The following is a 25465-nucleotide window of genomic DNA, read 5'->3' on the forward strand; positions in this document are numbered from 1 at the left end:
GGTTTCGGGCGGGTCCTACGCGCAGATTATGGCCGAAGAATGGACAGCACCGGGCAGCAGGGCAACGCAAAGGCTTCCGCGATTGTCGCTTTTTGATCGCCGGGTGGGGGCAGTGTTTGATAGGTTCGGCCCAACTGTGCAGATAAGGGGACCACGATGGCGCTGGACGATCACGAAAAATCCGCAGGCAAAGGCCTGCAAAAAGGCGTCTGGAAATCGGGCAAGGGCAAGGGGCGGCACCATCCCAAGGGGCGGCAGCTGCTTGACGGGCCTTGGGGCGAAGTCCTTGCTTTGCTGGGAGACGGGCCGCGTCGGCGTGATCTTTTGATCGAGTATCTGCACCTTATTCAGGATGAATTTGGCCATCTGTCGGCGGCGCATCTGCGCGCGTTGGCCGAGGAAATGCGGATATCGATGGCCGAGGTTTACGAGGTGGCAACGTTTTACGCCCATTTCGACGTCGTGAAAGAGGACGAGGCACCGCCCCCGGCGCTGACAATCCGGGTTTGCGATTCGCTGTCATGTGAACTGGCGGGCGCGCAGGCGTTGAAATCGGCGCTGGAAACCGGGCTGGACCCGGCCCAGGTTCGGGTGCTGCGCGCGCCCTGCATGGGGCGTTGTGATAGCGCCCCGGTGCTTGAGATTGGCCATAACCACATCGACTGTGCCACGCCCGACAAGGTGCAGGTGGCAATTGCGGCGGGTGATACACATGCGCATATTCCCGAATATGAAACCTATGATAGTTACAAAAAATCAGGCGGTTACGCAGCGCTGTTAAAGCTGCGCGAAAGCGGCAACTGGGAAGAGGTGCAGGCGCAGGTTCTGGACGCCGGGCTGCGGGGTCTTGGCGGTGCCGGGTTTCCGTCGGGCAAGAAATGGGGATTTGTGCGCGCTAATGCCGGTCCGCGCTATATGGCGGTCAACGGCGATGAGGGCGAGCCGGGCACGTTTAAGGACCGCTGGTATCTCGAACGCACGCCGCATCTGTTCCTTGAGGGTATGTTGATTGCGGCCTGGGCCGTCGAGGCCGAAAAGGTGTTCCTTTACATGCGTGATGAATATCCGGCGGTGCTGGAGATTTTGCGCCGCGAGATCAGCGCGTTGGAGGAGGCGGGCATTGTCGCCCCCGGCTATGTCGATCTGCGCCGTGGCGCCGGGGCCTATATCTGTGGCGAAGAATCCGCGATGATCGAAAGCATCGAGGGCAAGCGCGGCTTGCCCCGGCACCGCCCGCCCTTTGTGGCGCAGGTCGGTATTTTTGGCTGCCCGACGCTGGTGCATAATATCGAGACGTTGCATTGGGTGGCGCGCATCTGCCGCGAGGGGCCGCAGGTGTTGTCGTCGACTGAATTGAACGGCCGCAAGGGCTTGCGCAGCTATTCGGTGTCAGGGCGCGTGGCGAAACCGGGGATGTATCTGCTGCCCGCAGGGTCGACCATCACAGATGTGATCGCGGCGGCAGGCGGCATGGCGGCGGGCGAGGTGTTCAAGGCATATCAGCCCGGCGGGCCGTCGTCGGGTCTGTTGCCGGCGTCGATGGCCGATATCCCGCTCGATTTCGACACGCTACAGCCACATGGGTCATTCATCGGTTCGGCGGCGGTGGTTGTGCTGTCGGAACGTGACAGCGCGCGGGCGGCGGCGCTGAATATGCTGCGGTTCTTTGAGGATGAAAGCTGTGGTCAATGCACGCCCTGTCGGGTGGGTTGCGAAAAGGCGGTCAAGCTGATGCAGCAGGACCGCTGGGATCAGGCGCTGCTGGAGGAGCTGAGCACGGCAATGGTTGATGCGTCGATCTGCGGCTTGGGGCAGGCGGCGCCGAACCCGATCCGTCTGGTGATGAAGCATTTCCCTGATGAGGTATGACGGCCATCGCGCCGTATTGGGGCCGTGTTGGCGCTGCGGGAAAAGGGCGCGGGGGCAGCGACCCTGCGCGCCCTGTTGGCTGGCGGCGGGAATTTATCTGGCAAGATGAAGCAGGGCCCGCCCTTTCATCTTGTGAGGGGACGCTATAGATCAGGGTCAAACGTCAACGGAGGCGGCATTGGCTTTTTTCTCGAAACTCAAAGAGCGGTTGTTCAAATCATCGTCCAAGATCGACGAAGGCTTGGAGGCGATTGTCAGCGATGGGGGTGCTGAGGACATTGAGGGTGCGCCTGTCGCAGCGCCCGATCCGGCGCCTGAGCATGTGCCCGACCCTATGCCCGCGCCTGCGCCGGTAGACCCCACACCCGCGCCGGAACCCGTGCAGGTGCCACATCCGGTTGATCCGACACCCACGCCAGAGCCGATATCGGTGCCGGACACTACACCGCAGCCCGCGCCCGAACCTGCGCCGCAGCCAGCGCCGGAACCCGCGCCGCTGCCCAAGCCGGAACCAGCTCCGCAGCCAGAGCCGCTACCTGAGCCGACGCCAGAACCCGCGCCAAAACCCTCGCCTGACCCCGCGCCGACGCCGGTGGAAATCCCTGACCCGCAGCCGCTGCGCGAGGCGATGACGCCGGTAGCCCCACAACTGGCGGACGTACCAGAGGCGCCCGTAACGGAAAAGCCGGGCATATTGGGCCGTCTGATGGGCCGGGCGGCCCCGCGAACGGTGGTGCGCCGGGTGCTGGACGACGACATGCTCGAGCAGCTCGAAGAGTTGCTGATCAGTGCCGACATGGGGGTCGACACCGCCCTGCGCGTCACTGCAAATATGGCCGAGGGGCGTCTGGGCAAGAAGCTGTCGGTGGACGAGATCAAGCGTTTGATGGTCGATGAGATCGCCCGCATCATGGAGCCGGTGGCGCGCCCGCTGCCGATCTATGCCAAAACACCGCAGGTCGTGTTGGTGGTGGGCGTGAACGGGTCGGGCAAGACGACGACGATTGGCAAACTCGCCAGCCAATTCCGCGCCGCTGGCAAATCCGTGGTCATCGCGGCGGGCGATACCTTTCGCGCCGCAGCGGTAGAGCAGTTGCAGGTCTGGGGCGACCGAGCGGGCGTGCCTGTGCTGACCGCGCCGCAGGGCTCTGACCCCGCCAGTCTGGCCTTTGACGCCATGACCCGCGCCGAGGCCGATGGCGCTGATCTGTTGTTAATCGACACCGCCGGGCGGTTGCAGAATCGCGGTGATCTGATGGAAGAACTGGGCAAGATCGTGCGGGTGATCCGCAAGAAAGACGCCAGCGCGCCGCATAACACCTTGCTGGTGCTGGATGCCACAACCGGGCAGAACGCGCTGAACCAGGTCAAGGTATTTCAAGAGATTTCAGACGTCAGCGGCCTGGTGATGACCAAGCTGGATGGCACCGCCAAGGGCGGCGTGCTGGTGGCGCTGGCAGATAAATTTGGCCTGCCGATCCATGCTGTCGGGGTGGGTGAACAGATCGACGATCTGCAACCCTTTGACCCTGATGAATTTGCTGCCGCCCTCGTGGGGGTCGATCTTTGACATGGCGGGCGCAGGGGCGGTCAGTCGTGGGTGCCCAGATACCGTTCGAGCTGGCGCAGCAGGGTTAATACGATGACCACAACCAATGCGGCCAGACAGGCCAGCAGTATCTGTCCCGCACCGCAGGCCAGCCCGATTGCACCGGCCAGCCACATTGACGCGCCTGTGGTGATGTTGCGCACCTCACCGCCCGAGGTAAAAATGATCCCTGCCGCCAGAAACGCGACCCCGGCGGTCACCGCTTCGATCAGGCGCAAGGGGTCAAACTGCATCTGGTCTGCATTGCCGAACGGTAGGCTGCCCAACTCTTGTCCGATGATGATGAACAGACAAGCGGCAATCGACACGAGAATATGCGTGCGCAACCCGGCAGGTTTGTTGCGCCGCTCGCGTTCAAACCCGACGATGCCTGCCAGAACAGCCGCCATCGTCAACCGTGCGGCAGCGACCTGCACCGGCACGGCAGAGAAGTTGTTGGTCAGATCGTTTAGCAGGCTTTCGAACATGGCGGTCCTGTCGCGCTTTGGGGTGTTGCTTGATCAACCCGCAACCCCACGCCGGGTTCCGCGATGACGGATTGGCTGTTAAGCATCGAAGGCACGCCAGCGGGCCATACCGCAGCGCTTTGGCTGGCACTGTCGGCGGCGTTCTTACATGCCGTATTCGGCGCGCTGCAAAAGGGGCGGCACGACCCTTGGCTGACCCGCGGCGCGATTGATTTTTCCTATGGTCTGATGGCCGCGCCCTTTGCGCTGTTCGTGGTGCCCTGGCCCGAACCGCATATGTGGCTGATCTTTCTCGGGGCCTTTGTGATCCACGTGATCTACAAGCTGTTGCAAGCTTGGGCCTATACCAAAGGCGCCTATACGGTTGTCTATCCGGTGGTGCGTGGCACCGGGCCGCTGTTTGCGGTGGTCGGTGCCTATCTGATCTTTGATGAGCAGTTCAATCTGGTGCAATGGTTGGGCGTGGCGGTGCTCTTGTCCGGCATCTTCGGGCTTGCGCTTTATAACCTGCGCAATCTGGTCGCCGCGCGCGACACGCTGAACGCGGCGCTGGGGATTGCGGTGCTGACGGGCTTGTTCGTGGCGCTTTACACCACATATGACGCCTACGGTATCCGGGCCACGGAAAACCCGTTTACCTTTCTGGCATGGTTTTTCATGATCGACGGGCTGGTCATGCCGGTGATCGCATGGCGGCGCTGGCACGCAATGGAAAACCCGCCCGCCGTGCCGCCGCTGATGCTGCGCGGGGTGTTTGGCGGGATCATTGCCTTTCTCAGCTTTGGGTCGATCATGATGGCGACGCGGCTGGACAAAGTGGGCGAGGCAGCGGTGCTGCGCGAAACCTCGACCGTGTTTGCCGCCGTCATTGGCGTGCTGGTGTTAAAGGAAACCGTAGGCCCCCGCCGCATCGCGCTGATGGCGCTGATCGCGGCTGGGGCGGTGATTGTTGAAATGGGCGGCTGAGGAACCAAAATGGCAGAGCAACGTGAAATTAATCCGATCCTGAAAACGGCGCTGGAATATGGCCCCGTTCTGATTTTCTTTATCGCCTATCTAAAGTTCAAAGATCAGGTTTTTAACTTCAACGGCACCGATTACGAAGGCTTTATTGTGGTGACCGCGGGTTTTGTGCCGCTGCTGGTGCTGGCGACAGGCGCGCTTTGGGCGCTGACCGGCAAGATCAGCAAGATGCAGGTGGCGACGGTGGTGCTGGTGGTGGTTTTTGGCGGGCTGTCGGTCTGGCTGAACGATCCCCGCTTTTTCAAAATCAAACCGACGTTGATCTATTTGCTGTTCGGCGGGCTGCTTTTGGTCGGCCTGCTGCGCGGGAAATCCTATCTGAAATATGTGATGGAAGACATGATGCCGCTACAGGACGCCGGCTGGATGATCCTAACCCGCCGTCTGATGCTTTGTTTCTTTGCGCTGGCGCTGGCAAACGAGGTGGTCTGGCGGTTTTTCTCGACCGAGACTTGGGTTTACTTCAAGACCTTCGGCCTGACAGCGGTGGTTTTTGTGTTCTTCATGACCCAAGGCAGGCTGTTTCAGGCTTACGGGCTGGAAAAGGACGACGGGTAGGGGGCCAGCGGTCTGGCATCAAGCGGCAGGCGCTGAGGCGTCGCCAGCCCTCAGCATCTACCGCTTGAACAGGTTATCCTGCGCGCCCTTGTCCTTGGCGATATCCCCACGTTTCTCGGCAAACAGCGCGCGGCCCGCCTGCACGCCGGGCCGCGCAGCCATCTGATCCAGCCAGCGGGTCATATGCGGTTTGTCCTCCAGCGTTTGCCGCTGACCCTCCCACAACGACGCCCAGCCCCAGATCGAAAAATCTGCGATCGACACAAAATTCCCCGCAACAAATTCATGCCGGGCCAACTGCCGATCCAGCACAGCATAAAGCCGCGCAACCTCGTTGCGGTAGCGGTCCTTGGCATAGGGCAGATCATTGGGCGGCGTCATCGCCGGGGCATATTTCAGGAAATGATGCGCCTGACCCGCCATCGGCCCAAGGCCCCCCATCTGCCACATCAGCCATTCATCCACGGCGATCCGGTCACGTTCGGTGTCGCCGTAAAACAGCCCGGTCTTGCGCGCGAGATAGTGCAGGATTGCCCCGGATTCGAAAACCGACACCGGCGCGCCGTCCGGGCCATCGGGGTCGACGATGGCAGGCATCCGGTTGTTAGGGGAAATCTTTAGGAATTCGGGCGCAAATTGGTCGCCCTTGCCGATATCCACCAGATGGGTGGTATAGGGCAGGCCCATTTCCTCAAGGGCGATAGAGATTTTCCAGCCGTTTGGCGTGGGCCAGAAATACAGATCAATTGGCACGCTCATATAGGGTATCCCGCATTTCTATTGTGGGCATCATGTGGGTTTTTACGGCTTTGCCAAGGCCCAGCCGTGACCAGCGTGCATCGGTCTGCTGGGGCAGGGCGCGGCGCAGCTCTGACAGGGGCAGGCTGGCGGGGCGGCGCAGGAACCGCGCATATAGGTCCATCGCGCCTGGGCGTGTATAGCTTGACCAATGGCAGACACGGCGGTTCGGCGCACTTAGCGCACAGCCCATCGCGGCCAGCCGTTGCAGTGTTTCGGCGCAGTCCAGTTGCAGCGTCAGCGCGTTGCCCGCCCACAAGCCCTGACCCAGTGCGCGGTCATTGGCGCCGTCTGGCCGGATCAGCCGTTCAAAGGCGAAATCGAAAATGTCGTTTTCCCGGCTGACCACATTCAGCAGCTCGGCATGTCTGCCTGCGGGGCTGTCCAGCGCCGCGCGGGCATGGCTTAGATAGCTGGCACCGGTCAGCAAAACCACGCGGCCCACGCTTTTGGCAGGCGCCTGTGCCAGCGCCGACAATGCCAGTTCCGCCCCCAGCGAATGTGCCATCAGATGCACCGGGCGCTGAGGCGCAGCCTTGTGCAGCGTCGTGATCACCCGCGCCAGATCGGCCCCCAGCAGCCCGGCGGTGCGATAGGCGGCAGCGAAACGGCCCCGCGCGCGCCAGCCGATCGTGATGCCAAGCGCATGGTCGTCGCGCAGCAGCCCCAGTGCCGCAGGCCAGCCGTGCGCGGCGCCTGGGCCAAAAATCAGGGCCTGCGGGCAATGGCGTGGGATGAAGGGGTCGTATTTATAGCCATGTATCATCAGGATGATCGGCCCCGTACCCGCCGCCGCCCGCCGCAGGGCCCGTGCCGTGCATTGCCGACTGCCATGCAATTGCACTGGGTCCGATGGCGCACTGAGGTTCAGCCTGATCACCGACATCGGGTCGCCCTTCATCCATATGTTGTGTGTGCTTGATGCTCCATACATATGACAGTGCTGTGAATTTCACGTTAAGCCATCGTGACGGTGTTGACGAAGGTCCGCATCGGGCGTAACGCTGCCAGCGTGGCGATTTGTTACCGGATTGCGGGCCACGTAAAATATTCCGCTAAAAGGTCAGGATGAAAGCCCCCTTTCGCTTGACCGCGTCTGGGGTTTTTTTTATGCCCGCAAGTCGGGCCAGAAGGATGAATACAATGAGCAACGACTGGCAATCGCGCACCAAGGCCGTCCATGCAGGCACCCGCCGCAGCCAATACGGCGAGGTCAGCGAAGCGATCTTTCTCACCCAAGGGTTTGTCTACGACAGCGCAGAACAGGCCGAAGCCCGGTTCGAGGAAACCGGCCCGGATGAATTCATCTATGCCCGCTACGGCAACCCCACCGTCGCCATGTTCGAAGACCGGATCGCAGCCCTCGAAGGGGCCGAAGACGCTTTTGCCACCGCCAGCGGCATGGCGGCAGTCTCGGGCGCGCTGATCTCGATGCTGCGCGCAGGCGACCACGTCGTCTCGGCCCGCGCGCTGTTCGGCTCCTGTCTTTATGTCCTCGAAGAAATCCTCGGTCGCTATGGCGTCGAGGTCACCTTTGTCGACGGCTGCAACCTGTCCGAATGGGACGCTGCGATCCGCCCCGACACCAAGGCTGTGTTCTTTGAATCCGTCGCAAACCCGACCCTTGATGTCATCGACATCGAAGCGGTGGCAAAACTCGCCCATGCCAAGGGCGCGCTGGTGGTGGTCGATAACGTCTTTGCCACGCCGGTCTTTTCGCGCGCCATCGCACAGGGTGCCGATGTGGTGGTCTATTCCGCGACCAAACACATCGACGGGCAGGGCCGTGCCCTAGGGGGTGTGGTGCTGGGCAGCCGCGACTTCATCCGCGGCACGCTTGAGCCCTACATGAAACACACCGGCGGCTCGATGAGCCCGTTCACCGCGTGGATCATGCTCAAAGGCCTGGAAACCATGAGCCTGCGCGTGCGCGCCCAAGCCGCGAGTGCCCTGGAACTGGCGCAGGCGCTGGAGGGCCACGCCGGACTGGCGCGCGTGATCTATCCGGGCCTCGATACGCATCCACAGGCCGAACTGGTCGCGCGTCAAACGGGGTCGGGCGGCACCGTGCTGTCCATCGACCTTGCAGGCGGCAAACCGGCGGCTTTTGCCTTTCTCAATGCGCTAAAGGTTGCGATTATCTCGAACAATCTGGGGGATGCCAAAACCATTCTGACCCATCCCGCCACCACCACCCACCAGCGCCTGCCACAGGATCAAAAAGACCTGCTGGGCATCACGCCGGGGCTGGTACGGATCAGCATCGGGTTGGAAGATGTGGCCGATCTCAAGGCCGATGTGATGCAGGCGCTGGCGCAGGTTTAATCCGATGTGTCGCAGGTGCAGTGGCATTTTGCGCGGCACCACCTTACATTGAATGAGGTAAGCCAAAGGGGTGGGGCCATGAATATCGTCACACAGGTGCCAAGCGCACCGGACAAAGACGCAGCCGCGGCAGCGCTTGCCACCCTGCGTGCATGGGCGGCCACCGCCAGCCCTGCTGAAATAGCGGCACTCGACCCCGCCGTGGCGCGCCTGCTGGCGGGCGAAGGATATCCGACGTTTAACCGTGAATATCCCACCGACTTCACCGTTGGTGACAACTACAAAGCCACGCTTCCCGATCTGCAAAATGGCCCCGCCAGCCTGATTCGGGGATCAAAACAACTGATCCAGCACGTCGGCATTTCCAATTTTCGCCTGCCAATCCGCTATCACACCCGTGACGGCGACGACCTGACGCTGGAAACCTCCGTCACCGGCTCCGTCTCGCTTGATGCTGAAAAGAAGGGCATCAATATGTCGCGCATCATGCGCAGCTTTTACAATCACGCCGAGGCGACATTCAGCTTTGAGGTGATCGAAGCGGCGCTGGACGACTACAAGGCCGACCTCGAAAGCCTCGATGCCCGCATCCAGATGCGCTTTTCCTTTCCGATGAAGATCGAAAGCCTGCGCTCGGGCCTGTCCGGCTACCAATATTACGACATCGCGCTTGAACTGATCGAACAGGACGGTGTGCGCAAAAAGATCGTGCATCTCGATTACGTCTATTCCAGCACGTGCCCCTGTTCGCTGGAGCTGTCCGAGCACGCCCGCGCCACGCGTGGGCAACTGGCCACACCACATTCCCAACGCTCTGTGGCGCGGGTATCGGTCGCGGTGAACTGCGCCGCAGATTGTCTGTGGTTCGAAGATCTGATCGATATGTGCCGCCGCGCCGTGCCGACCGAAACGCAGGTCATGGTGAAACGCGAGGACGAACAGGCCTTTGCCGAGCTGAACGCCGCCAACCCGATCTTTGTCGAAGACGCCGCGCGGCTGTTTTGCGAGCAACTGCTGGCCGACGCGCGGGTGGGCGATTTTCGCATCGTCGCCAGCCACCAAGAAAGCCTGCACAGCCATGACGCCATCAGCCTGCTGACCCAAGGCGATACATTCGCGGCGCAAAGCATTGATCCAAAGCTGTTCAATACGCTGTTTCATGTGGGATGACGCAGGTTCTGAATAGGGTCCCGTGGACCCTTTCAGCGCCAATCGGGCACGGCTCTGCAACCTTTTGTCACACGGACAGCGTGGATCGCGCCCGCTAACCTCAAAACATGTCCCATGTCCCCGTCCGCGAAACCGGTCTACCTGCCCACAGTGCCCTGTGGCGTCACATCGCGCCTGGGGATTTCGTGGACTGCTTTGCGGTGCAAAGCGATGCGCCACCCCGCCGCGCCGCAGAAATCATCACGCAGTTTCCGGGCTGGGCGCAGGGCCTCGTCGCGCTGCGCCGCATCGTTACCACGCCGTTCGGACTGTCCCAGGACGGCCCCAAAGCGGCTGATAAAATCGGCCCCTTTCCGGTCACGCATGACACCCCTGACGAAATCATCGCAGGCTTCAATGACCGGCACCTGGATTTTCGCGTCGCGGTGCTGCGCCAGGACGGCCAGGTTTTCCTAGCCACTTGGGTACACCGCCACAACATCGGCGGGCGCCTGTATTTAAGGCTAATAATGCCGTTTCACCGACTGATCGTGCGCAACGCGCTGGCGCGGGTGTACCGGGCCGGCGCGCTGACACCGGCGGACTAGCGCCCAAAGCCCTGCGCTCCACACCCAGCGGCTATGCATTTTTGTCGGTTCTGCTGCGCTGCGGCATTGCCTATTTAGGGGGCATCGGAACACGGAATTGCAAAGGCAATCAAATGACTTATCAAAACACCGCACATCCCGCTCCCTTGAGCCACTTCGCTCAGCGTGCAGGTGCCGGTCTGCGCCGCTTTTTCGCTGGCATCGGCAACGGGCTGATCAACGGTTCAACCGCGCATCGCCGCTACGAGCAGGTGCAGTACCTGCAAGGCAAAACAGACGCGCAGCTGGCCGACTTGGGCCTGACCCGCGATGCCATCGTGCACCACGTCTTCAAAGACCTCTACTACATCTGATAAGCCACTCTAGGCTTGTCAATTTGGCCCGCTGGCCTGTCATTGCTTGACACCGGCCAGCGGCCAAGCCAACGCTGCGGCCATGTTGGATATACGACCCGTCGGATATGTCGTGGGCCTGTTGGTGGCCGTGCTCGGCCTTGCCATGATCGTCCCGATCCTGGTCGACCTCGCCGAAGGCCGTGGCCACTGGCGCGTCTTTGTCGAATCCGCCTTGATCACTACCCTCGGCGGCTCCATGATCGCGCTGGCCAGTTCCAACGGCATCAAAGAGGGGCTGACGATCCAGCAGACCTTCTTGCTGACCACGGGCGTCTGGCTGATGCTGCCACTGTTTGGCGCGCTGCCGTTCATTTTGGGGGCAACCAACGCCTCTGTGACCGATGCGGTGTTCGAGGCGATGTCGGGGCTGACCACCACCGGTTCCACAGTGTTTGTGGGGCTCGAAGACCTTCCCAAGGGCCTGCTGATCTGGCGCGGCATCCTGCAATGGCTTGGCGGCATCGGTATCATCGTTGTCGCCATGGTTTTTCTGCCCGAATTGCGTGTCGGCGGGATGCAGATTTTCAAATCCGAAGCCTTTGATACATTTGGTAAAATCCTACCCCGCGCCGGTCAGATCGCCACCCAGATTTCGGTCATTTACGTCTGGCTGACACTGGCTTGCGTGCTGAGCTATCTTGCCGTGGGGATGAACACCTTTGACGCCACGGTCCACGCGCTGACCACGGTCTCGACGGGTGGATTTTCCAACTACGATGCATCCTTTGGCACGTTTTCCGGCCCCGCCGAATATGTGTCCAGCATCTACATGATCCTCGCGGCACTGCCCTTCGTACGCTATGTGCAATTGATCAACGGCAATCCCTTTGCCTTGCACCGTGACCCACAGGTGCGTGGCTTTATCCTGACCGTTGCGGTGCTGGTGGTGGTGGTATTCCTGTCGCTGCGCAGCGTGTTTCCGACCCACTGGGAACAAATGCTGCGCGAAGCGCTGTTCAACATCACCTCGATCATCTCGGGCACTGGCTATGCGTCGGTGGATTACATGACATGGGGGGCCTTCCCCGTGGCGCTGTTTTTCTTCATCGGGCTGATCGGCGGCTGCGCGGGCTCGACCGCGTGTTCGATCAAGATTTTCCGCTACCAACTGCTGTTTGCCTCAATCCGCGCCCAACTGCGCCGCATCCGCTCGCCGCATGGTATCTTTACCCCGCGCTACGATGGCCGCCCGGTGGGCGGCGATGTGCTTAGCTCGGTGATGTCGTTCTTTATGTTCTTCGTGGTCACGCTTGGCCTTGTCGCCGTCGCCCTCAGCCTGACGGGGCTGGATTTCATCACCTCTTTGTCGGGCGCGGCGGCGGCACTCGCCAACATCGGCCCCGGCCTTGGCCCGATCATCGGCCCGGCCGGTAATTTCAGCAGCCTCAACGACACCGCCAAATGGATACTGACCGCCGCGATGCTGATCGGGCGTTTGGAACTGATGGCCGTCTACGTCATTCTCACCGCTAAATTCTGGAGGGCCTAATGGCTGACACCACACGACCGCTCGGCGCACAAATCTCTCACATGCTCAAGGATCGCGGTGTGGATTGCGTCTTTGGCATCCCAGGCGTGCACAACCAGGAAATGTACCGCGGCATCGAAGAGGCGGGCATCACCCACGTCCTCGCGCGCCATGAACAGGGCGCAGGCTTCATGGCCGATGGCTATGCCCGCGCCACGGGTAAGCCCGGCGTTGCCTATGTGATCACCGGGCCGGGCGTCTGCAATGTGATGACCCCGATGGGGCAGGCCTATAGCGATTCTGTGTCGCTGCTGGTGATCTCGTCCTGCCTTGATGAAACATCCGCCCGGCGCGGGCAGTTGCACCAGATGAAGGATCAGGAAATTGCGGCCGGCACCGTCTGCGACTGGTCCGAAACCGCGTTGAGCGCGCAGGCCACCTATACGCTGGTCGACCGCGCCCTGTCCGAATTCACCAGCCAGCGCCGACGCAGCAAACACATTCAGGTGCCGATTGCGCAGTTGCAGGGGCAGGCGGCCCCGGCCCCCGCAGCGCTGGCCCCGCCGGTGACGCGGGCCGCGCCAGCCGCCGCCGCGGCGCAGGCCGCCGACCTGCTGCGCGCCGCGCAAAAGCCGATGTTCATCTTTGGCGGTGGCGCTGTGGGGGCGGCTGACGTGGCGCGCCCCTTGCTGCGCCAACTGGCCGCCGCCAGCGCCACCACCTACGCCGGGCGCGGTATCATCACCGCCGACGATCCGCTGCACTTTGGCGCCTGCCTCGCGCGCGCCGACAGCGCTGCCGTCATCGCCGAAGCGGACCTCATCATCGCCATCGGCACCGAACTGGCCGAAGTCGACATCTGGCGCGCCCATCTGGGCCATACCGCCCCGATGATCCGTGTCGACATCGACCCCGAAGTGCTGTGCGACCCACAGCGCGCCGAATACCCGGTGCTGGCTGACGCCACCGCCTTTGTGTCGGCGCTCACCGAGGCACTACAGGGGCAGGGCGCCAAGACCGGCTGGCAGCCTGACCGCGTCACCGCCGCCCGCAGGCGCTGGCGCAGCGATACCGATGCAGAACGCCCCGGCATCGTGCCGATCTGCGACGCCCTGCGCGCCGCGGTGCCTGCCGATACGATGATCTACTCCGACATGACGCAATTCGCCTATGTCGCAAAAGAGGTCTGGGACATGGACCGCCCGGGCCACTGGCACCATCCATACGGCTTCGGCACGCTGGGCTACGCCACCCCGGCCGCTATCGGCGGCGCGGTGGCGCGGCGCGGCAAGCCGACGCTGGCGATCATTGGTGACTATGGTTTCCATTACACGCTTCAGGAACTGGGCGTGGCGGTCGAACTGGGGCTTAGCCTGCCGATCATCCTGTGGGACAACGGCAAACTGAAAGAAATCGAAGACAGCATGGTCCGCGCCCAGATCGCGCCGAATGCGGTGATCGCGCAGAACCCGGATTTCTGCAAACTGGCCGAAGCCTTTGGCGCCAAAGCAGCGGCACCCGACACTCTCGACGCGCTGCAACAGGCAGTCACAGACGCCTTTTCGGCTGATGGTCCCACGCTGATCTACGTGACCCCGGCCATCACCGGCTAACGTGGCCACCGGCCCGGCATTCCGGGACGCTGAAACGAAAAAGGGGCGGTGCCAAAAACACCGCCCCCCAACTTTTTTGAGTCGTAAATACCCTCGGGGTTTGGGGCAGAGCCCCAAGAGCACCCGTTACTCCCAGCAGCTTACCAATACGGTCATCCCCTGCGCCTGCAACGTCAGATCACGCGGCGCGATCACCCCTGCGGCATCTCCGGCATCCAGCGTCACCCCGGCAGCAGACGCCGCCGCGGTGATCGCCGCGCGGTCCACGGCAAAGCTTACGTCGTCTGGCAGCTTCTTGTCGCCCGCTGCACGCGGCAGCAACATGCCAACGACATGGCCGCCTTCGTCAAACACAGGCCCCCCGGCGTCGCCCGGCTGCGCCTTCAGCGACAGACGGTTCATGCCGTCCTCGCCCTCTAGGCCGCGCAGGTCCGACAGTGTGCCAAAGGTCAACGTCGCCGCAGACAAAACACCTTCATAGGAATAACCGGCCACCGACACCTCGGATTGCAGACGTGGTGTGGTGGTGGCAAAACGCGCCCGCGCCACCGGCACCAGATCCGCGCGCGGTTTCAGCAGGGCCACCCCGCGCGCCGCGTCATCGGCAATCACATCCGCCTCGGTATCGCCATCAATGGTCAGCCGCCCACAGGCTTGCACAACCTCGGATGTCGTCACCACCGTGCCCTTGCCATCGACAAAAAACCCGCTGCGCGCAATCTTAGGCTGGCGGATTTGCAGACCCGACACCAGATCAATCGCCTGCTCTGCCGTGTTGCCCGCCGCCGCGTCCAGCACACCGGGCAGGCGCACGAGGCTCTTGGACATCTCCGCAATCACCCGGCGGCGGCGCTCTTCGTCGCCTGCGGGCCAGATCAGGGTGAACCCCTTGATATGTCCATCCTGCAAAGACACCTGTGTCTGGCTCACGATGCTGCCGTTTTCGCCGATCAACTCAAAGGAATTGTTCTTGCGCTCACGCGGGCCTTCGACGGGCACGATCTCCAGCGTCTGCATGATGTCATAGAGCCCGAACAGCGTGTCCTGATCCCCGGCCTGACTGATCAACAGAATCCGCGCACCCACGTTGCCGATATCGTTGTAATGCGCGAACGGCGGCTCGTATTTGTCAAAGGCGACCTCGGCGGTGGGCATCATGATCTCGATCCCGGCCTGCGCGTCCCGGACAACCTCCAGACCCAACCCTTCCAGCACAGCGTTATACTGCTTGATCAGGGCCGCGCGCTGGCGCGTGGTCAGAATGCCCGTGACGTCATAGCTATTGGCCTCTTGCCAGGCCGCCATGGAATTGCGCGTCCCCCGGCCAAAGGCGCCGTCGATGGCTGAATTGTAAAACCCGGCCCACTGCAGGGCGATCTGCAGGTCCTTGCGCCCCTGTTCCGTCAGGTCACGCTCGCTGTTGCGCGCTTCCTGCGGGGTCTCGTCGGCAGGCTCAGGCAGGACGGGCTCGGGCAGGGCGGGCACCTCGGCGACCTCCGCTTCCGGCTCCGCCTCGGTTTGCGGCCCAGCTTCGGATGTCTGTTCTGTCGCGGCCTCGTCCACCGGGTCCAGCGGTGTCGTCTCGACCTGCGGCGTCTCGCGGTTTTCGCCCGCGTCGACCGATGTGGGTGCATCGATCACACCAGTTTCCAGCACATTGGCCCCGACGGGCCAGAACTGCTGGCGAAACCGGCTCGACAGTTGGATGAAACTGTCCCGCGGCACCAGACCGTCGCGCACATAGCTGCGCAGCACCAGTTCCGCATCACCACGGGCGTAGGGGCCAACGGCAATGCCGTACCACCCGCCACCCAGCGCAAAGCCGTTCACATCGTCCAGCAGGGTCTCATAGGCCCGCGCGCGGTCTGTCGCTTCAGCCAGACTGGGCTGCGCCTCGATCTGCACCCAGACCACATCATCGGCAGATTGCGCCCGCGCCGCCCCGCTCACTCCCGCAATCACAGTCATAATCAGTGCCAAACGGGCAAAAAGAATCCGCATCATCGTGCCGTGTACTCTCGTAAAACCAAATCCGGGGCAGATTAAGCAGGAAACCGCTGCAAATGCCATGGGCAAGGGGCCGAAAATGTAACAATCGTGCGATTGACCCCCCCGCGCTGCCCCCGTAGGAATGGCGCGCATCATCAAGGGTCTCTCGCCATGTCCGACGCCGCGCAAAAACCGCAGTCTTTTCAGGAAATCATCCTCGCCTTGCAAAGCTATTGGGCAGCACAAGGCTGTGCGATCCTGCAACCCTACGACATGGAGGTGGGGGCAGGCACCTTCCACCCCGCCACGACCCTGCGCAGCCTTGGCACGCAACCCTGGGCCGCCGCCTATGTGCAACCCTCGCGCCGCCCCACCGATGGCCGCTACGGCGAAAACCCCAACCGCCTGCAACATTACTATCAGTACCAAGTGCTGATCAAACCCAGCCCGCCCAACCTGCAGGAACTCTACCTCGGCTCCCTGCGCGCCATCGGCGTGGACATGGATCTGCACGACATCCGCTTTGTCGAAGACGATTGGGAAAGCCCGACACTGGGCGCTTGGGGGCTGGGCTGGGAAGTCTGGTGTGACGGCATGGAAGTGTCGCAGTTTACCTATTTCCAGCAGGTCGGCGGCCATGACTGCCACCCGGTTTCAGGCGAATTGACCTATGGGCTGGAACGTCTGGCCATGTATATCCTCGGCGTCGATCACGTCATGGACATGCCCTTTAACAATCCCGCCTCTCCGATCCCGCTGACCTACGGCGACATCTTCAAACAGACCGAAGAAGAATTCGCCCGCTGGAATTTCGACACCGCCAATACCGAGGTGTTGCTGCGCCAGTTCGACGAGGCCGAAGCCCACTGCCAGTTCATCCTCGACCAACCGGACATGGACCCCAAGACCGGCAAACGCATTGTCATGGCCCACCCAGCCTATGACCAATGCATCAAGGCCAGCCACATCTTTAACCTGCTCGACGCACGCGGCGTGATTTCCGTCACCGAACGCCAAGCCTACATCGGCCGCGTCCGCACCCTGTCGAAACGCTGCGCCGATGCCTTTGTGCAAACCCGCGCAGGCGGATGGACGCCGGATGCAGGCGCTACCCCAAACACCGCAGTCGCCCAATGAACGGCAAGATCGCCGGGATCGTCATCATGCTTTCTGCCCTGATCGCCGGCGCGGGCCTCTACTACCTGCAAATCTACGGCTACTACCGCGAGGTGCCGGGGGCAGCCGTCCGGCTGGTCTCCGTCGTGTCCGAACAACCCGAAGACATCGCCGCCACCAACCTGCGCGCCATCGACGCCGACAGCTCCCCCATCCGCTACCGCGCGTGTTTTGACACGGACCTGAGCCTCGCCATGGCCTCTGAGACTTACACCCTGTCCGACCACGACACCCCCCGCAACGCGCCGGGCTGGTTCGACTGCTTCGATGCCGAAAAACTGGGTGCCGAAATCGAAGCCGGCACAGCGCTCACCTTTCTCGGCACGAAAAACATCCACTACGGCGTCGATAGTATCGTGGCCATCACAGACGACGGGCGTGGCTATGTCTGGCACGACCTCAACGAATGTGGCGAAAAATCCTACGACGGCACCGTGATCGGCGAAGCCTGCCCAGAGCGCCCCAGCGAATAAACCACGCCACCGCCCGCTTTGTGCGGAACCTTTTGCCCCGCCCCGGCGCTTGTCCCCTGACAGCAGCGGGGGAACCACCATGTCAGAAAACGCACACGAAGGCCTGAAATGGATCATGCGGGCGGGCTACGGCTCGCGCGGGGTGATCTACACGATTGTGGGCGGGCTCGCCTTTCTCGCCGCCTTCAAATCGACTCAGGCCGCCGGCACCAAGGACGCCCTTGCCGCCCTGCGCGATGAACCCTTCGGCGTGCCCGCCCTTATTGCCATCGGCATCGGCCTGCTGGCCTATCTTGTCTGGCGCGTCGCCGCTGGCATCAAGGACGTCGAAGACCACGGCACCGATGCCAAGGGCCTGATTGCGCGCATCGGGCAGGTCACCACCGGGCTGATCCACGGCGGCATCGGCATCTCGGTGCTGGCCCTGGCCCTCAGCGGCAAAGGCAGCGGCGGCGATTCCGCTCAGGACTGGACCCAGAAACTCATGTCCATGCCGATGGGCCGCTATATCGTGGCCGCAGGGGCGCTGATCTTGCTGGGCGCGGGCCTCTACTACGCGCAAAAAGGCTGGCGCGGCACCTATAAATCCCACCTCGCGCGTTCGCAGTTTACCGAAACCATCGACCCGGTGCTGACCGCGGGCCTCGTGATCTACGGCGCGATGCTGGCGCTTGTGGCAGGCTCGCTTGGCTATGCCGCGCTCACGGCTGACCCGTCGCAAGCGGGCGGCTTGGGCAAAGCGCTGCAAGACCTGCGCGGCATGATGTTTGGCCGCGTCTTGCTGGGCGGGGCAGGGCTGGGGCTGATCGGCTTTGCCATCTATAACTTCGTCGAGGCAGGCTTTCGCGTGATCCCCAAATTCAGCGACCAGGAAATCGCCACCCTGCTGGACTAACATCGCGCCCCGGCTCCGACCCCAAAGGGGGCTGGACCCTCGCGCCCCCGCCCGTTATCCAAGCCCGCAAACATGCGCCGCTTGCGCGACAAGATTTGGGGGCCCCGGTGCCAGACCTGCTGATTGAACTTTTCTCCGAAGAAATCCCCGCGCGGATGCAAAAACGCGCGGGCGAGGACCTGCTGAAACTCGTGACCAATGGCTTGGTCGACGCTGGGCTGACCTACGCCAGCGCCGGGGCCTTTACTACGCCGCGCCGGTTGTGCCTCACGCTCAACGACATGCTCGCCGCCAGCCCCCGCCAAGTCGAAGAACGCAAAGGCCCCAAGGCCGACGCCCCCGAAAAAGCCATCGAAGGGTTCCTGCGCGGTGTCGGCCTGACGCGAGATCAGCTTGAGGAACGCGACACCCCCAAAGGCAAAATCCTCTTCGCCAAGATCGAAAAGCCGGGCCGCCCCGCCGCCGATATTGTGGCCGAAGTGCTCGAACACACCATTCGCAATTTCCCATGGCCCAAATCCATGCGCTGGGGCACGGGATCGCTGAAATGGGTCCGCCCGCTGCACTCCATCCTCTGCCTGATCAGCGACGAAGCCGGGGCCGAAGTTGTCCCGCTCACCCTCGATGGCATCACCGCAGGCGACACCACCCGCGGCCACCGCTTCCTTGCCCCCGACACGATCAAGGTCACCGGGTTTGAGGATTACCAAACCAAACTCGCCCGCGCCTTCGTGGTGCTGGACCCGGCCGCGCGCGCCGACACCATCTGGCACGACGCCACCACCATGGCCTTCGCCGCAGGGCTAGAGGTGGTCGAAGACGCAGGCCTGCTGGCCGAGGTCGCGGGCCTTGTCGAATACCCCGTCGTCCTGATGGGCCGGATCGGCGATGATTTCCTTGGCCTGCCGCCCGAAGTGCTGCAAACCTCGATGAAAGAACACCAAAAGTTCTTCTCGGTACGCGACCCCAAATCAGGCCGGATTGAGCGTTTCATCACCGTCGCCAACCGCACCACCGCCGACGATGGTGCCACGATCCTCGCGGGCAATGAAAAAGTCCTCGGCGCACGCCTGTCAGACGCGAAATTCTTCTGGGACAACGACCTGCGCACCGTCACCACAGGCGACGGCATGCAAACATGGGTCAAATCGCTGGAAAACGTGACTTTCCACAACAAACTCGGCACCCAGGCCGAATTGATCACCCGCATGGCAACCCTTGCCCGCGAACTGGCCCCCATGGTCGGCGCCGACCCGGATGAGGCCGAACAGGCCGCCCGCATCGCCAAGGCCGACCTGTCGTCGGAAATGGTCTATGAATTCCCCGAACTACAGGGGCTGATGGGCAGCTACTACGCCAAAGCGGCTGGCCATTCCGACGCCATCGCCAACGCCGCGCGCGACCACTACGCGCCGCTGGGGCCATCCGATGACGTGCCAACTGACCCAGTTTCAATTGCCGTGGCACTGGCCGAGAAAATCGACAAGCTGACCGGCTTCTGGGCGATTGATGAAAAACCCACCGGCAGCAAAGACCCCTTTGCGCTACGCCGCGCCGCGCTGGGGGTTATTCGGATATTGGTTGAGAATGAGATCTCTGTAGATATCACAGATGTCTTGGTTAACGGTTTTACGCTTCATATGCTGTATAAGCACGATAAGCTTCGCAAGATGCGGCAAGTGAAGGCATCAGCCGTCAGAGAAATCTTTGATGAATATTATGACGGGCAAAAACTCGATGTTGAAGGCGCGGCCACAGCAATCGAGCTGTCAGGAAAAGAATTTTGGAAAGACTTCGAAGAAGTATTCCGGGACAGTGACGGTAAGCAAGCCAACCTCATCTCCTTCCTTCAAGACCGTCTAAAAGTCTATTTAAAAGAGCAAGGCACTCGCCATGATATCGCTGAGAGCTTTGTGCTACTAAAGGGAGAAGAAACGCTGGCAACCCAGATACATCGCGCCAAAGCACTTTCTGATATGCTCAAAACCGATGACGGCGAAAACCTGATCCAAGGCTTCAAACGCGCCAACAACATCCTCTCCCAAGCAGAAGAGGCCGATGGCGTCGAATACTCCTATGGCGCAGACATCAAATTCACCGAGGTCGAGGCCGAAAAATCCCTCTTCACCGCCCTCGACACCGCAGAGGCAAAGATCAAACCGGCGATGGAACAGCAGGACTTCACCACCGCCATGGCCGCAATGGCCACCCTGCGCACCCCGATCGACGCCTTCTTCGACGCGGTGCAGGTAAACTCGGACAACCCCACCGTGCGCCGCAACCGCCTCAACCTGCTCAGCCGCATCCGCAGCATCTGCACCTCAGTCGCGGACTTGACCAAACTCGACGGCTGATCCGCCTTCATCTTTTTTGAGTCGTAAATACCTCGGGGGGGCCGGGGGGGCTGGCCCGCCCGAGGTACGCAAGCCACGGACGATCACCCGGCCGTCACCGCACGTTGCGCCACGCAACGTCCGCGCCGTTAACCCCCGCCCAAATTCGCCGCAATTTACCCGCCCGTGTACGCCCAGTGTACGCGCCGTGTACAATCTGTGACTCGCGTTTCCCCGCAAAATAACGCGGTTAACCATCGAATCAGCAAAACCCCGGTCATATCCCCACATTTTCTTGCCAGTGCGCGCCCAAGCCCTATGCTGCGCCTGAACGCAGGAAGGTGCCGCAGTGCAGAATAACCCCAACACCACTCTGGTGACGCCCACCGCCCCGATCGCCAATGACACCCACGGCGGGCGCGCCAAATGCCTGCAAAGACTGGTCCGTCTTGACCTGCCGGTCCCGCGCACCGTGGCGCTTTCCTTTGACGCGGTGCAGCAAATCGCGCGCGGCCAGATGCCCGACCTGCAAGCGGTGGTGGATCAATTCTCCAAACACGCCCTGCTTTGTGTGCGGCCCTCCAGCCAAGACCCGGACTGGGGCGGTCCCGGTGCCGTGCTCAACATCGGCATCAACGACGCGCTTTTCGACAGCTTCTCCAAAACCATGGGCGAGGGCCCGGCGGCCGCGCTTTATTCTCGTTTTGTGCAGTCCTACGCGGTCAATGTGGCCCGTCTTGATCCTGATATGTTTGACGATGTATCGGGCGATGGCCGCGCGGCGCTGATGGCGTCGCTTCGCGCCTATGAGGCTGAAACAGAAGAGAAATTTCCCCAAGACCCCGCAACCCAATTGGCCGCCGTGCTGCGCTCGATGGCGCGGGCGTGGAACGGCACCTCGGCCCGTCTGCTGCGTCAGGCCAAAGGGGCGCCGCTGGACGCAGGACTGGGGCTGATCGTACAGGAAATGGCCTTTGGCGTCGGCACCGGGCAATGTGGCTCTGGCGTGCTGCAACTGGTCGACAGCGACACCGGCCTGCCACAGATTACCGGGCGCTATCTTAGCCAATCGCAAGGCCGCGACGCGCTCGAAGGCGACGCCGCCGCGATGTACCTCACCCGCGATCCCCGCGGCCCCTCGCTCGAAGAACTGGTGCCCGAGGCATTTGCCACGCTCACAGCCCACGCCGCCTTGATGCGCAAACGCCTGCGGGCCGAGATGCAGGTGGAATTTGTCATTCAGGACGGTAACTTACACATTCTCGACGGGGTGCGGGTCGCGCGGTCCTCGCGCGCCTCGGTGCGCATCGCCGTGGCGCTGGCCGACGAGGGTATCATCAGCCGCGAAGAAGCCCTGATGCGGGTCCAGCCGCGCACCCTGACCGAACTGCTGCACCGCCAGGTCGACCCGCGCGCCAAACGCGACCGCATCGGGCGCGGCATCGCCGCCAGCCCCGGGGCCGCCACGGGCAAGATCGTCTTTTCCGCCAGCGAAGCACAGGCCAGCGCCTCGCGCGGAGAGCCTTGCATCCTCGTGCGCCGCGAAACCAGCCCCGAGGATATTCGCGGCATGCACGCAGCCCAGGCCGTGCTGACCGAACGCGGCGGCATCACCAGCCACGCCGCCGTGATCGGGCGCGGCATGGGCCTGCCGTGCGTTGTCGGCGCCTCCAACATGCGCTTTATCGTGTCAAAGGGGCAGATCATCGCCGCCGATGGCCGGGTTTTTGGGGCAGGTGATCAGATCACCGTCGACGGCACCAAAGGCGAAATCCTCGCCGGTGCCGCCGCCATGCAGGAGGCCGCGCTGGATGATACGTTCAACCGTCTGATGTGCTGGGCCGAGGATGTCGCCGACATCGGCATCCGCGCCAACGCCGACACCCCCGCCGACGCCCAGACCGCGCGCAATTTCAACGCGCACGGCATCGGGCTGTGCCGCACCGAGCATATGTTCTTTGAGCCTGGCCGCCTGACCGTGATGCGCGAAATGATCTTTGCTGAAACCAGCGAAGACCGCCGCGCCGTGCTGGAACGGCTGTTGCCCATGCAACGCGATGATTTTACACAGCTTTTCCGCATCATGCAGGGGCAACCCGTGTGCATCCGCCTGTTTGACCCGCCCCTGCACGAATTCCTGCCCTCTGACAAGGCAGGCCAGCGCGAACTGGCCGAGGCCCTCAGCCTGCCGTTGTCCGATGTGACACGTCGGATCGACGCCATGACGGAATACAACCCGATGCTGGGCCTGCGCGGTGTGCGGTTGGGCGTGACGGTGCCCGAAATCTACGAAATGCAGGCGCGCGCGATTTTCGAGGCCACGATCGAGGCCAGCCGCGATGGCGACCCCGTGGTGCCTGAAATCATGATCCCCCTGGTCAGCGCGCGGCGCGAGGTTGAACTGGTCAAGGCGTCGGTCGATGCCGTCGCCGCGGCCGTGCGCACCGAACGCGATGCCAGCTTTACCTACCGTCTTGGCGTCATGGTCGAAACCCCGCGTGCCGCCCTGCGCGCCGCCGAAATCGCCCCCCACTGCGCCTTTCTCAGTTTTGGCACAAACGACCTGACACAGATGACCTATGGGCTGTCGCGCGACGATGCCGGCCGGTTCATGTCGAACTACGTGCAGCAGGGTGTCTACCCTGAGGACCCGTTTCATGTGCTCGATACCGACGGTGTGGGCGAGCTGTTGCAGCTGGGGGCGGCACGCGGCCGCAAAGCGCAGCCAGGCATCACCCTGTCGATCTGCGGCGAACATGGCGGCAACCCGGAGTCCATCGCATTCTGCCGCGAATCGGGGTTCGACTATGTTTCCTGCTCGCCGTTTCGCGTTCCAGTAGCAAGGCTGGCCGCAGCACAACTCGCCATCGCACACAAGATCGGGTAAGATTTTGCCTTGCTGACGCAATTCTTGGGTCTAATGGGCGGGATTTTGCGTAAAAAGGCCCCCAGAGTTTACTCTTGGGAACAAAATAGGTAGGCGCCCCAAGTCAGTAACAACGATGCGAGGCGCGGAATGCGTTTTCTACGGGTAACTTCTTTTGCGCTGCTTCTTGCACTTGGCAGCAGCATGCCGATCATGGCAACGGCCAACGAAAATGCGGGCGACCTCGCCCGGATCGAAGCTCAGGGTCTTAAATCTGCAGGTTCGGCACGGCTCAAAGACATGATCAAGGAACCTGAGAGCAACGTCACCGCGATCCAATATTCGCGCAGCTGGATCGACAGCCAGCCCAAGGCGCAGGGCAGTGATGAATTCCGCTGCCTGGCAGAGGCGCTGTATTTCGAAGCGCGCGGCGAAACCATCAAGGGCCAGTTTGCCGTGGCCGAAGTGATCATGAACCGCGTGAAATCCGCCCGTTTCCCGGGTTCGCTCTGCGGCGTGATCAAACAGGGGACGGGGCGCAAGTATCAGTGCCAGTTCACCTATACCTGCGATGGCAACAAGGAAGTGATCGCCGAGCCGCTGGCCTTTGCCCGCGTGTCCAAGGTTGCACGTGCGATGATCGACGGCACCGCGCCCAGACTGACCGATGGCGCCACACATTACCACACGACGGCGGTGAACCCACGCTGGGCGCGCGTCTATACCAAAACAGCGCGCATCGGCGATCATCTGTTTTACCGCCACACCTGGAAGACCGCCTCTAACTAAGGCCGTAGACCCCCAAGGCGACGCGCGCGCCGCTTTCCGGCGCTGGTCTGCCGCCACTGGGGCTGTTAAATTCGCGGACTTGCGGCTAGGTTGGCCGCAAATCTGTCCCACCTAGGCGCTGTTCCCATGTCCAACGAAATCCGTCTTGCCTTTGCGCATCCCTCAGAGCGCGCCGAGGCGATGGCCGGGCCGGTGCCACTGGACCGAATTTCCCTGCGCGATCACATCGTCACGGTCGAAATCGGTGCCTTTCAGGCCGAACGCGGCGTCACGCAACGCATCTGCTTTAACGTCGTGGTCGAGGTGCAGCCGTTGACCGGGCCGATCGACGACGATGTCGATCGCATCCTGTCCTATGACCGCGTAACCGAAGCGATTGCGGCGGAACTGGCGGATGAACGGCTCAACCTGTTGGAAACATTGGCCGAACGGGTCGCGGAACGGATACTGCTGGAACCGCAGGCAATGCGCGCCTTTGTGCGTATCGAAAAGCTGGATCGCGGCCCCGGTGCGCTGGGGGTCGAAATCGTACGCGCCCGCGACGGCGCGCCGCCGCCCGAGGTCCATGCCGATGACACACCTCATCCCGAACTTGTATATCTCAGCAATGCCGCCATTGCGTCGCCGCATCTGCGCGGCTGGCTGGACCAGCTTGAAGCCTTGGGCCGTCCCTTGATCTTATGTGTCGGCGCGCCCGACGCCCCGGCGCCCCAGCTTACACACCGGATGGCGCAGCGGCGGATCGACCTTCTGGCGATTGAACAGAATGCCTGGGTGCTGGCCGCGCGGGATGATCGCTGCGTCGTGGTCGAAACCCGGACAGAGCTGAACTGGGCGATGAAAAACGGCCAGACCTGTGTTTGGGCACCGTCCAAGATCGTGCTCGACGCGGTTGAAACCCCCTCGGCGCGGCCGCGAGATCCGCTGGCGCTGGCGGCGTGGTTTGCCGGCACATTTGATGCGCAAGAGATGCTGGTGATTGGGGCCGATCTGCCGGTTGAGATGTCCAATAACGCCGACGTGCCACTGCGTGCGGTATCGGCAGATCACGCGACGCTATAG

Annotated in this window: 21 protein-coding genes and 1 riboswitch; of the genes, 17 read left to right on the forward strand and 4 right to left on the reverse strand. The window is 62.3% G+C overall.

The features are described 5' to 3' along the window. Positions 1-156 precede the first annotated feature (156 nt). A complete protein-coding gene (locus AC1965_RS05955; RefSeq protein ID WP_483886368.1) occupies positions 157-1869 on the forward strand; it encodes an NAD(P)H-dependent oxidoreductase subunit E in 1713 nt (570 codons plus the stop codon). Positions 1870-2047: 178 nt separating this feature from the next. Continuing rightward, positions 2048-3439 (forward strand): signal recognition particle-docking protein FtsY, encoded by a 1392-nt coding sequence (gene ftsY, locus AC1965_RS05960; RefSeq protein ID WP_483886369.1) that lies wholly within the window; start codon positions 2048-2050, stop codon positions 3437-3439. A 20-nt stretch (positions 3440-3459) separates the two neighbouring features. Here ftsY and AC1965_RS05965 read toward each other — a convergent pair whose 3' ends face one another. Further along, positions 3460-3945 (reverse strand): MgtC/SapB family protein, encoded by a 486-nt coding sequence (locus AC1965_RS05965; RefSeq protein WP_483886370.1) that lies wholly within the window; start codon positions 3943-3945, stop codon positions 3460-3462. A 63-nt stretch (positions 3946-4008) separates the two neighbouring features. Here AC1965_RS05965 and AC1965_RS05970 point away from each other — a divergent pair, with 63 nt between their 5' ends. Further along, entirely contained in the window at positions 4009-4911 is a 903-nt protein-coding gene (locus AC1965_RS05970) for a DMT family transporter (RefSeq protein WP_483886371.1), read from the forward strand. Between the two features lie 9 nt (positions 4912-4920). Then, positions 4921-5526 carry an inner membrane-spanning protein YciB gene (locus AC1965_RS05975; protein ID WP_483886372.1) on the forward strand — a complete coding sequence of 202 codons (606 nt, stop codon included), beginning with the start codon at positions 4921-4923 and terminating at the stop codon, positions 5524-5526. A gap of 57 nt (positions 5527-5583) precedes the next feature. Here AC1965_RS05975 and AC1965_RS05980 read toward each other — a convergent pair whose 3' ends face one another. Together AC1965_RS05980 and AC1965_RS05985 are read right to left on the reverse strand one after the other, a co-directional pair. Next, a complete protein-coding gene (locus AC1965_RS05980; protein WP_483886373.1) occupies positions 5584-6285 on the reverse strand; it encodes a glutathione S-transferase N-terminal domain-containing protein in 702 nt (233 codons plus the stop codon). Further along, the gene (locus tag AC1965_RS05985) at positions 6269-7225 is read right to left on the reverse strand and encodes an alpha/beta hydrolase (protein WP_483886374.1); all 957 of its coding nucleotides are present in this window, start codon (positions 7223-7225) and stop codon (positions 6269-6271) included. The genes AC1965_RS05980 and AC1965_RS05985 overlap by 17 nt, the downstream gene beginning before the upstream one ends. A gap of 101 nt (positions 7226-7326) precedes the next feature. After that, positions 7327-7403, forward strand: a riboswitch (SAM riboswitch). A gap of 64 nt (positions 7404-7467) precedes the next feature. On the opposite strand from AC1965_RS05985, the gene metZ reads away from it, so the two are divergent. From metZ to AC1965_RS06015, 6 genes are all read left to right on the forward strand, one after another. Beyond that, the gene (gene metZ, locus AC1965_RS05990) at positions 7468-8649 is read left to right on the forward strand and encodes an O-succinylhomoserine sulfhydrylase (RefSeq protein ID WP_483886375.1); all 1182 of its coding nucleotides are present in this window, start codon (positions 7468-7470) and stop codon (positions 8647-8649) included. Between the two features lie 78 nt (positions 8650-8727). Continuing rightward, a complete protein-coding gene (gene folE2 / locus AC1965_RS05995) occupies positions 8728-9819 on the forward strand; it encodes a GTP cyclohydrolase FolE2 (protein ID WP_483886376.1) in 1092 nt (363 codons plus the stop codon). Positions 9820-9926: 107 nt separating this feature from the next. Next, complete coding sequence (locus tag AC1965_RS06000) at positions 9927-10406, forward strand: DUF2867 domain-containing protein (RefSeq protein WP_483886377.1); 480 nt, start codon at positions 9927-9929, stop codon at positions 10404-10406. 41 nt (positions 10407-10447) lie between these two features. Then, the gene (locus AC1965_RS06005) at positions 10448-10759 is read left to right on the forward strand and encodes a DUF1127 domain-containing protein (protein WP_483886378.1); all 312 of its coding nucleotides are present in this window, start codon (positions 10448-10450) and stop codon (positions 10757-10759) included. An 82-nt stretch (positions 10760-10841) separates the two neighbouring features. Continuing rightward, a complete protein-coding gene (locus AC1965_RS06010; protein ID WP_483886379.1) occupies positions 10842-12290 on the forward strand; it encodes a TrkH family potassium uptake protein in 1449 nt (482 codons plus the stop codon). After that, entirely contained in the window at positions 12290-13882 is a 1593-nt protein-coding gene (locus AC1965_RS06015; protein WP_483886380.1) for a 5-guanidino-2-oxopentanoate decarboxylase, read from the forward strand. Before AC1965_RS06010 ends, AC1965_RS06015 begins: the two co-directional genes overlap by 1 nt. A gap of 126 nt (positions 13883-14008) precedes the next feature. On the opposite strand, the gene AC1965_RS06020 is transcribed toward AC1965_RS06015, so the two are convergent. Further along, positions 14009-15850 (reverse strand): serine protease, encoded by a 1842-nt coding sequence (locus AC1965_RS06020; protein ID WP_483886381.1) that lies wholly within the window; start codon positions 15848-15850, stop codon positions 14009-14011. Positions 15851-16042: 192 nt separating this feature from the next. On the opposite strand from AC1965_RS06020, the gene AC1965_RS06025 reads away from it, so the two are divergent. From AC1965_RS06025 to AC1965_RS06055, 7 genes are all read left to right on the forward strand, one after another. Further along, positions 16043-17008, forward strand: a complete 966-nt coding sequence (locus AC1965_RS06025; protein ID WP_483886382.1) for a glycine--tRNA ligase subunit alpha — start codon at positions 16043-16045, stop codon at positions 17006-17008. Continuing rightward, positions 17005-17520, forward strand: a complete 516-nt coding sequence (locus AC1965_RS06030) for a DUF6446 family protein (RefSeq protein WP_483886383.1) — start codon at positions 17005-17007, stop codon at positions 17518-17520. The genes AC1965_RS06025 and AC1965_RS06030 overlap by 4 nt, the downstream gene beginning before the upstream one ends. A 79-nt stretch (positions 17521-17599) precedes the next feature. Beyond that, positions 17600-18415 (forward strand): DUF1206 domain-containing protein, encoded by an 816-nt coding sequence (locus AC1965_RS06035; protein ID WP_483886384.1) that lies wholly within the window; start codon positions 17600-17602, stop codon positions 18413-18415. 107 nt (positions 18416-18522) lie between these two features. Further along, entirely contained in the window at positions 18523-20769 is a 2247-nt protein-coding gene (gene glyS / locus AC1965_RS06040; protein WP_483886385.1) for a glycine--tRNA ligase subunit beta, read from the forward strand. A gap of 328 nt (positions 20770-21097) precedes the next feature. Next, on the forward strand, positions 21098-23635 hold the full coding sequence (locus AC1965_RS06045; protein WP_483886386.1) for a putative PEP-binding protein: 2538 nt from the start codon (positions 21098-21100) through the stop codon (positions 23633-23635). Positions 23636-23764: 129 nt separating this feature from the next. After that, entirely contained in the window at positions 23765-24403 is a 639-nt protein-coding gene (locus tag AC1965_RS06050) for a cell wall hydrolase (protein WP_483886387.1), read from the forward strand. 126 nt (positions 24404-24529) lie between these two features. Then, positions 24530-25465, forward strand: coding sequence for a dihydroneopterin aldolase (locus tag AC1965_RS06055; RefSeq protein ID WP_483886388.1), 936 nt, complete (start codon positions 24530-24532; stop codon positions 25463-25465).

Source organism: Sulfitobacter sp. KMM 9851, assembly GCF_057178245.1.

What these genes read in the sequence shown, in the direction of transcription:
- AC1965_RS05955 (WP_483886368.1), top strand. Translation starts at nt 157, where the DNA reads ATGGCGCTGGACGATCACGAAAAATCCGCAGGCAAAGGCCTGCAAAAA.
- AC1965_RS06000 (WP_483886377.1), top strand. Translation starts at nt 9,927, where the DNA reads ATGTCCCATGTCCCCGTCCGCGAAACCGGTCTACCTGCCCACAGTGCC.
- AC1965_RS06030 (WP_483886383.1), top strand. Translation starts at nt 17,005, where the DNA reads ATGAACGGCAAGATCGCCGGGATCGTCATCATGCTTTCTGCCCTGATC.
- folE2 (WP_483886376.1), top strand. Translation starts at nt 8,728, where the DNA reads ATGAATATCGTCACACAGGTGCCAAGCGCACCGGACAAAGACGCAGCC.
- AC1965_RS05985 (WP_483886374.1), bottom strand. Translation starts at nt 7,225, where the DNA reads ATGAAGGGCGACCCGATGTCGGTGATCAGGCTGAACCTCAGTGCGCCA.
- AC1965_RS05965 (WP_483886370.1), bottom strand. Translation starts at nt 3,945, where the DNA reads ATGTTCGAAAGCCTGCTAAACGATCTGACCAACAACTTCTCTGCCGTG.
- AC1965_RS06035 (WP_483886384.1), top strand. Translation starts at nt 17,600, where the DNA reads ATGTCAGAAAACGCACACGAAGGCCTGAAATGGATCATGCGGGCGGGC.
- AC1965_RS05975 (WP_483886372.1), top strand. Translation starts at nt 4,921, where the DNA reads ATGGCAGAGCAACGTGAAATTAATCCGATCCTGAAAACGGCGCTGGAA.
- AC1965_RS06050 (WP_483886387.1), top strand. Translation starts at nt 23,765, where the DNA reads ATGCGTTTTCTACGGGTAACTTCTTTTGCGCTGCTTCTTGCACTTGGC.
- AC1965_RS06020 (WP_483886381.1), bottom strand. Translation starts at nt 15,850, where the DNA reads ATGACTGTGATTGCGGGAGTGAGCGGGGCGGCGCGGGCGCAATCTGCC.
- AC1965_RS06010 (WP_483886379.1), top strand. Translation starts at nt 10,842, where the DNA reads ATGTTGGATATACGACCCGTCGGATATGTCGTGGGCCTGTTGGTGGCC.
- AC1965_RS06015 (WP_483886380.1), top strand. Translation starts at nt 12,290, where the DNA reads ATGGCTGACACCACACGACCGCTCGGCGCACAAATCTCTCACATGCTC.
- metZ (WP_483886375.1), top strand. Translation starts at nt 7,468, where the DNA reads ATGAGCAACGACTGGCAATCGCGCACCAAGGCCGTCCATGCAGGCACC.
- AC1965_RS06025 (WP_483886382.1), top strand. Translation starts at nt 16,043, where the DNA reads ATGTCCGACGCCGCGCAAAAACCGCAGTCTTTTCAGGAAATCATCCTC.
- AC1965_RS06055 (WP_483886388.1), top strand. Translation starts at nt 24,530, where the DNA reads ATGTCCAACGAAATCCGTCTTGCCTTTGCGCATCCCTCAGAGCGCGCC.
- AC1965_RS05970 (WP_483886371.1), top strand. Translation starts at nt 4,009, where the DNA reads ATGACGGATTGGCTGTTAAGCATCGAAGGCACGCCAGCGGGCCATACC.
- AC1965_RS05980 (WP_483886373.1), bottom strand. Translation starts at nt 6,285, where the DNA reads ATGAGCGTGCCAATTGATCTGTATTTCTGGCCCACGCCAAACGGCTGG.